Origin of the sequence: Pseudomonas sp. 2VD (assembly GCF_005503585.1) — a bacterium.
Classification (GTDB): domain Bacteria; phylum Pseudomonadota; class Gammaproteobacteria; order Pseudomonadales; family Pseudomonadaceae; genus Pseudomonas; species Pseudomonas aeruginosa.
On the sequence record NZ_SCND01000389.1, the window covers coordinates 1 to 5,405 of the forward strand.

At 66.8% G+C, this 5,405-nt stretch carries 8 protein-coding genes; 2 read left to right on the top strand and 6 right to left on the bottom strand.

Annotated elements, in window-relative coordinates; genetic code table 11:
* On the top strand, window positions 1-522 hold a 522-nt coding region (locus FFS27_RS27840; protein WP_137952353.1), incomplete at its 5' end, for an aminoacetone oxidase family FAD-binding enzyme.
* Here FFS27_RS27840 and FFS27_RS27845 read toward each other — a convergent pair.
* On the bottom strand, window positions 519-1,286 hold the full coding sequence (locus FFS27_RS27845) for a class I SAM-dependent methyltransferase (protein ID WP_003084969.1): 768 nt from the start codon (window positions 1,284-1,286) through the stop codon (window positions 519-521). The two genes, FFS27_RS27840 and FFS27_RS27845, sit on opposite strands and share 4 nt — an antisense overlap.
* Window positions 1,287-1,515: 229 nt before the next feature.
* On the opposite strand from FFS27_RS27845, the gene FFS27_RS33395 reads away from it, so the two are divergent.
* Complete coding sequence (locus FFS27_RS33395; RefSeq protein ID WP_003110219.1) at window positions 1,516-1,941, top strand: YybH family protein; 426 nt, start codon at window positions 1,516-1,518, stop codon at window positions 1,939-1,941.
* A 1-nt stretch (window position 1,942) separates the two neighbouring features.
* On the opposite strand, the gene FFS27_RS27855 is transcribed toward FFS27_RS33395, so the two are convergent.
* The 5 genes from FFS27_RS27855 to FFS27_RS27875 all read right to left on the bottom strand — a co-directional run.
* The gene (locus FFS27_RS27855; protein ID WP_015502261.1) at window positions 1,943-2,425 is read right to left on the bottom strand and encodes a hypothetical protein; all 483 of its coding nucleotides are present in this window, start codon (window positions 2,423-2,425) and stop codon (window positions 1,943-1,945) included.
* A gap of 65 nt (window positions 2,426-2,490) precedes the next feature.
* Window positions 2,491-3,555: a class II fructose-bisphosphate aldolase gene (gene fba / locus FFS27_RS27860; protein WP_003084964.1), complete on the bottom strand. Its 1,065-nt coding sequence runs from the start codon at window positions 3,553-3,555 to the stop codon at window positions 2,491-2,493.
* A gap of 119 nt (window positions 3,556-3,674) precedes the next feature.
* The gene (locus tag FFS27_RS27865) at window positions 3,675-4,016 is read right to left on the bottom strand and encodes an MliC family protein (protein ID WP_003084963.1); all 342 of its coding nucleotides are present in this window, start codon (window positions 4,014-4,016) and stop codon (window positions 3,675-3,677) included.
* Between the two features lie 159 nt (window positions 4,017-4,175).
* Complete coding sequence (locus FFS27_RS27870; protein ID WP_003084961.1) at window positions 4,176-4,376, bottom strand: hypothetical protein; 201 nt, start codon at window positions 4,374-4,376, stop codon at window positions 4,176-4,178.
* A gap of 72 nt (window positions 4,377-4,448) precedes the next feature.
* Window positions 4,449-5,405: phosphoglycerate kinase (locus FFS27_RS27875; protein ID WP_137952354.1), on the bottom strand; the 957-nt coding region annotated here is incomplete at its 5' end.

Sequence of the window (5,405 nt, forward strand, 5' to 3'; positions counted from 1 at the left end):
GGCCAAGTGTTCCGCGAGAACCTGCTGTTCACCCATCGCGGCCTCAGCGGCCCGGCGATGTTGCAGATTTCCTCCTACTGGCAACCGGGCGATACCCTGGAAATCGACCTGCTGCCGGACCACGACGCCAGCGAATGGCTGGCGCAGCAACAGCGCGAGCGTCCCAACAGCGAGCTGAAGACCCTGCTCGCCGAGTTGTTCACCAAGAAGCTCGCCGGACTGCTGGCCGACCGCTGGTTCGTCTCCAAGCCGATGAAACAGTACACCCCGACCGAACTGGCGGGTATCGCCGGGCAGCTTTCGGCCTGGCGGGTCACGCCCTCGGGCACCGAGGGCTACCGCACCGCGGAAGTGACCCTGGGCGGGGTGAGCACCGACGAAGTGTCGTCGAAGACCATGGAGTCGCAGCGCTCGCCGGGGCTGTATTTCGTCGGCGAAGTACTGGACGTCAGCGGCCACCTCGGCGGCTTCAACTTCCAGTGGGCCTGGGCCTCGGGTTATGCGGCGGGACAGTACGCCTAGCGCGCCTCGGCCAGATAGGCCTCGGTGCGATAGGGCAGCGCTACCTGCTCCTTCCCCTTGAGCGCCGGGTGGCTGGCGACCAGCTCGCGCAATTGCGCCGCCACGGCGTTCTTTTCCGTCTCCGGCAAGGCGGCGATGAAGCTCACCGAAAGGAAGCGCGAGACGATCACCTGCTCCGGCGGGCCGACATGCTCGTAGGCGAAGGTGGAAAGTCGCAGCGGTCCGAAGGGCGCACGCTCGAACGGCCGACGCCAGTCGCCCTTGTAGAAACGCGGCGCATCGCCTTCGTAGGGGGTGATGATGCGGGTGATCTCGGCGACCCAATCCAGCGACTCGTCACGCACGTTCCACACCAGCCCCAGCCTGCCTTCCGCCGTCAGCACGCGGCGCATTTCCTCCAGCGCCTCCACGGTGGCGAACCAATGAAAGGCCTGTGCGCACACCAGGGCGTCGGCGAAGCCGTTGGCTAACGGAATCGACTGGGCGCTACCGGCCAGCGCCTGGACCTGCGGCAAGGCTTCGGCGAGCTGGGCGCGCATCGCATCCACCGGTTCCACCGCGACCACCCGCGCGCCGGTACGGGCCAGCAGGCGGGTGAACTTGCCGGTGCCGGCGCCGAGGTCCACCGCGACGGTCTGCGGACGCAGGCCAAGGGCATCGCGCAGCCAGTCGGAGAGCGCTTCCGGGTACTCGGGCCGGCCCTGGGCGTAACGCTGGGCCTCGGCGCTGAAACCTTGCTGGGCGGCGCTGTGTACGGACGACATGAGGGACCTCCTGGGCGGCAGGGAAAGCCCGAGGTATAGCACAGCGGTTTTCCTCCGAATTCCAGACGAACGGTTCAAAGCCTTGCGCAGCGTGGCTCGCAGCCATTGGTCAGGGGCTTCGTGGACCTCTCGGGGAAGAGGCTATTGTCGATCCGAAGGCCCACCCGACGACCAGGGTAAAAGCATCCCGGCACACGCCGGCGTCCCCCGCCACAACCAGGAGTCAGCCATGAGCAGCGAAGTCAGCGCCATCCGCCAATTGATCGAAGACTGGCGAGCCGCCGTCCGCGCCAGCGACGTTCCGCGCATCGTCTCGTACTACGCGGAGGACATCGTCGCCTTCGACGCCATCCTGCAATTGCAATTCAAGGGGCGCGACGCCTACCAGAAGCACTGGCAGGCCTGCACCGAGATGTGCAAAGGACCGATGACCTTCGATATCGCCGAACTGCAGATCCATGCCGACCAGCAGGTCGCCTTCGCCCACTACCTCTGCCACTGCGGCGGCACCGGCCCGGACGGCCAGCCGCACTCCTCGTGGATGCGGGTCAGCGCCGGCTACCGCAAGCAAGGCGACGGCTGGAAGGTGATCCACGAGCATTTCTCGGCGCCGTTCGACATGGACGGCAAGGCGCTGTTCGACCTGCAGCCCTGACTCAGCGCCGCGCGGCGGTCGTCGCCGGGTCGACGCAGCGTTTCACTGCGCGAGGGCTGAGCAGCGAGCAAGGCTTGCCGACCAGGTAGCTGCGGTAGACCTTCAGCAGCGTAGCCTGGCTGTAGCGGCAGCCCTTGCCGCTCTTGCGCAGGCAGGGGCTCTCGAACTCGAAGCGACCGTTGACCGGCTCGGCCAGCTGGATGCGCAACGCCGGCCAGGTGGAGCGGTGCGGCGCCGGCGGGGTTTCCAGTCGGCGACCGTCGCGCACCACCAGTTCGCCGCCGGCCTCTGCATAGTCGAAGACGAACAACAGGGTGCGCGAAGTCTTGGTCGTGCAGTCGCTACGCGCCAGGCAATCCTGCGGATCGGCGGGATCACGCGCTACGCTCGGCGACGCGGCCTCCTCGACGTCACGGGACGGCGTGTGCAGGCCAGCGCAACCGGCCAGCAGGAGGAACGGCAGGGTCAGGAGCCAGCGGCGCATCGGATTTCCCCGGGACGGATGTGCAAGAGCCCCGACCAGCGGGGCTCCCGTTCGAACGAAGGCGCTTAGTTGACCTTCGGATCCAGCTCGCCGCGGGCGTAGCGCTGGAACATGCCTTCCAGGGAGATCGGCTTGATCTTGGAAGCGTTGCCGGCGGTGCCGAAGGCTTCGTAGCGAGCGATGCAGATGTCGCGCATGGCCTCGACGGTCTTGGAGAAGTACTTGCGCGGGTCGAACTCGCTCGGGTTCTGCGCCAGGAAGCGGCGGATGGCACCGGTGGAGGCCAGGCGCAGGTCGGTGTCGATGTTCACCTTGCGCACGCCGTACTTGATGCCCTCGACGATTTCCTCGACCGGCACGCCGTAGGTCTCTTTGATCTCGCCGCCGTACTCGTTGATGATCGCCAGCCAGTCCTGCGGTACCGAGGAAGAGCCGTGCATCACCAGGTGGGTGTCCGGGATGCGCGCGTGGATTTCCTTGATGCGCTGGATCGACAGGGTGTCCCCGGTCGGCGGCTTGGTGAACTTGTAGGCGCCGTGGCTGGTGCCGATGGCGATGGCCAGGGCGTCGACCTTGGTCTTCTTCACGAAGTCGGCGGCTTCTTCCGGGTCGGTCAGCAACTGGCTGTGGTCCAGCACGCCTTCCGCGCCGACGCCGTCTTCCTCGCCGGCCATGCCGGTTTCCAGGGAACCCAGGCAGCCCAGCTCGCCTTCCACGGACACGCCGCAGGCATGGGCGAACGCCACGGTCTGCTGGGTCACGCGGACGTTGTAGTCGTAGTCGGCAGGGGTCTTGCCGTCTTCACGCAGGGAGCCGTCCATCATCACCGAGCTGAAGCCCAGCTGGATGGAACGCTGGCAGACGTCGGGACTGGTGCCGTGATCCTGGTGCATGACCACCGGGATGTGCGGGAATTCTTCGATCGCGGCGAGGATCAGGTGGCGCAGGAAGGGCGCGCCGGCGTATTTGCGAGCACCGGCGGAAGCCTGGACGATCACGGGCGAATCGGTCTTGTCGGCCGCTTCCATGATGGCGCGCATCTGCTCGAGGTTGTTGACGTTGAAGGCCGGCACGCCGTAGCCGAATTCGGCGGCGTGATCCAGCATCTGGCGCATGCTGATGAGTGCCATGGTTCTCGTATCTCCCAATCGCGGGGTCGTTCAGTGATTCAGAAGCCTGCCGCAGGGGCAGGCCCGGTTCAAGTTCCTTGCGAGGAGCGGTCGCGGCGCCGCGCCCCTGCCGGCGCCACTCAGCGCGCCTTGCAACCGCGACCGATGAGGTCGTCGGTTTCGACCCAGTACACCAGGCCTTCGTCGTTCTCCAGGTGGAAGCCCAGGCGTCCGTCGCTATAGAAAGCGCCGACGGCCGCAGGTTCCTGCTCCAGATGGTGGACCACGTCGTCCTCGTCCTTCAGGCGCAGGTCGACGATGTTCTTGCTGCCGTCGATATAGCGCCATTCGATCACCGCCTTGCTGTCGCAGGTCCAGCGGGTCCAGTCCTTGCCACCGGGCTTGCCCGAGGAGCCGGAGCAGCCGGCCAGCAGGGCCGCGGCGGCGAGGCCGCCGAGCAGGGCGATACGCGAGTAGTTCATGTCCATCCTCCATCCGTGCGGAACGCTCCGCCGCACCTCGCCGGGCCGCAAGCGGCCCGCGCGGCGGCCGGCTGGCCTTGCCTGTCACAGGAAAGGCGCAATGCTACTGCGTACGCTGGCGAATCCCCAGCCCTTTCCGTAGAAACTGGCAGAAAAGCACTACGGGCATTCCACCGGCTTTTGTCCGGCGGTCGGATCGCCGCTGCTCTGCTGCTCGACCCGCTGGCGGTTCTGCTCGGTCGGCACCATCACGTCCGGCGGACTGATCACCTCGCAGGTGCTCGGGCGTCGACCGCCATCGCCGCTACAGGCGGCCAGGCCCAGGCAGAACATCAGGAGTGGCAAGGTTACGGAACGCATGGGGCACCTCCTTTTTTCGTCGTCCTCAAAGGTGTGACCCCCGAGGACGGCGAATGGTTTGCCCCGTCTGCGTCAGCCCTTGGCGCGCTGCTCCAGGATTTCCACGGCCGGCAGGACCTTGCCCTCGACGAACTCGAGGAACGCGCCGCCACCGGTGGAAATATAGGAGATCCGCTCGGCGATGCCGTACTTGTCGATCGCCGCCAGGGTATCGCCGCCGCCGGCGATGGAGAACGCCGCGCTATCGGCGATGGCGTTGGCCAAGGTACGGGTGCCCTCGCCGAACTGGTCGAACTCGAACACCCCGACCGGACCGTTCCACAGGATGGTCTTCGAGGTCTTCAGCAGCTCGGCGAACTGCGCGGCGGTCTGCGGGCCGATGTCGAGGATCATGTCGTCGTCGGCGACCTCGGCGATGGCCTTGACGGTCGCCACGGCGCTCTCGGCGAATTCCTTGGCCACCACCACGTCCACCGGCAGCGGCACCTTGACCTTGGCGGCGATGGCCTTGGCGGTCTCGACCAGGTCGGCCTCGTACAGCGACTTGCCGACCTTGTGTCCGGCCGCGGCGAGGAAGGTGTTGGCGATGCCGCCGCCGACGATCAACTGGTCGCAGATGCCGGCCAGGCTGTTCAGCACGTCGAGCTTGGTGGAAACCTTGGAGCCGGCGACGATCGCCGCCATCGGCCGCGCCGGGTTGCCCAGCGCCTTGCCCAGCGCGTCCAGTTCGGCGGCCAGCAGCGGGCCGGCGGCGGCGACCTTGGCGAACCTGGCCACGCCGTGGGTCGACCCCTCGGCGCGGTGGGCGGTACCGAAGGCATCCATCACGAACACGTCGCACAGCGCAGCGTACTTCTGCGCCAGCTCGTCAGCGTTCTTCTTCTCGCCCTTGTTGAAGCGCACGTTCTCGAACAGCACCAGGTCGCCCGCCTTGACCTCGACGCCGTCGAGGTAGTCGGCCAGCAGCGGCACTTCGCGGCCCAGGGCCTTGGACAGGTACTCGGCCACCGGCTTCAGGCTGTTCTCGGC

Excerpts from the sequence above, each read along its gene's own strand:
- FFS27_RS27845 (WP_003084969.1), bottom strand. The coding sequence starts at position 1,286 with ATGTCGTCCGTACACAGCGCCGCCCAGCAAGGTTTCAGCGCCGAGGCC.
- FFS27_RS33395 (WP_003110219.1), top strand. The coding sequence starts at position 1,516 with ATGAGCAGCGAAGTCAGCGCCATCCGCCAATTGATCGAAGACTGGCGA.
- FFS27_RS27855 (WP_015502261.1), bottom strand. The coding sequence starts at position 2,425 with ATGCGCCGCTGGCTCCTGACCCTGCCGTTCCTCCTGCTGGCCGGTTGC.
- fba (WP_003084964.1), bottom strand. The coding sequence starts at position 3,555 with ATGGCACTCATCAGCATGCGCCAGATGCTGGATCACGCCGCCGAATTC.
- FFS27_RS27865 (WP_003084963.1), bottom strand. The coding sequence starts at position 4,016 with ATGAACTACTCGCGTATCGCCCTGCTCGGCGGCCTCGCCGCCGCGGCC.
- FFS27_RS27870 (WP_003084961.1), bottom strand. The coding sequence starts at position 4,376 with ATGCGTTCCGTAACCTTGCCACTCCTGATGTTCTGCCTGGGCCTGGCC.